This is a genomic window from Mesorhizobium sanjuanii, assembly GCF_002529485.1.
GTDB lineage: Bacteria > Pseudomonadota > Alphaproteobacteria > Rhizobiales > Rhizobiaceae > Mesorhizobium > Mesorhizobium sanjuanii.
Genome location: NZ_NWQG01000331.1, coordinates 1 through 368 on the forward strand (window position 1 = coordinate 1; position 368 = coordinate 368).

At 72.6% G+C, this 368-nt stretch carries 1 pseudogene; it reads left to right on the forward strand.

Annotated elements, in window-relative coordinates:
- Positions 1-368 (forward strand): annotated as a pseudogene (locus CN311_RS31735) (signal recognition particle-docking protein FtsY); the annotation flags it as partial.

Here is a 368-nt window from a genome sequence, read left to right on the forward strand (position 1 = left end):
GCCCCCCGGCCGCCGATCAAATGGGACGCGCTGGAGGCGCTGAAGCCGGCGGCCGAGCAGACCGTCCCGGAGTTTTTGAAGCGCGAGGAGCCTGAGGCTGAAGCCGCGCCGTCGGTCGAGCCCGCACCAGCTCCGCCAGTCGAGGCGGAAGCGGCGCCGCAGCCGCAGGAGCCAAAGCCCGAGCCGACCCCGACCATACCGCCGACACCGGAGCCGGTCGTTCCGTCCGAGCCGGAACCTCTGCCGGTGCCCGAGCCGATAGAGGAGCCCGAACCCGCTCCCGAGACGCCTGCCGAGCCGCCAGCGCCCGAGGAAATTCCAACACCGCCGGTCGTTCCAGAGCCTGCCCCCGAACCGCAGCCGCAGGA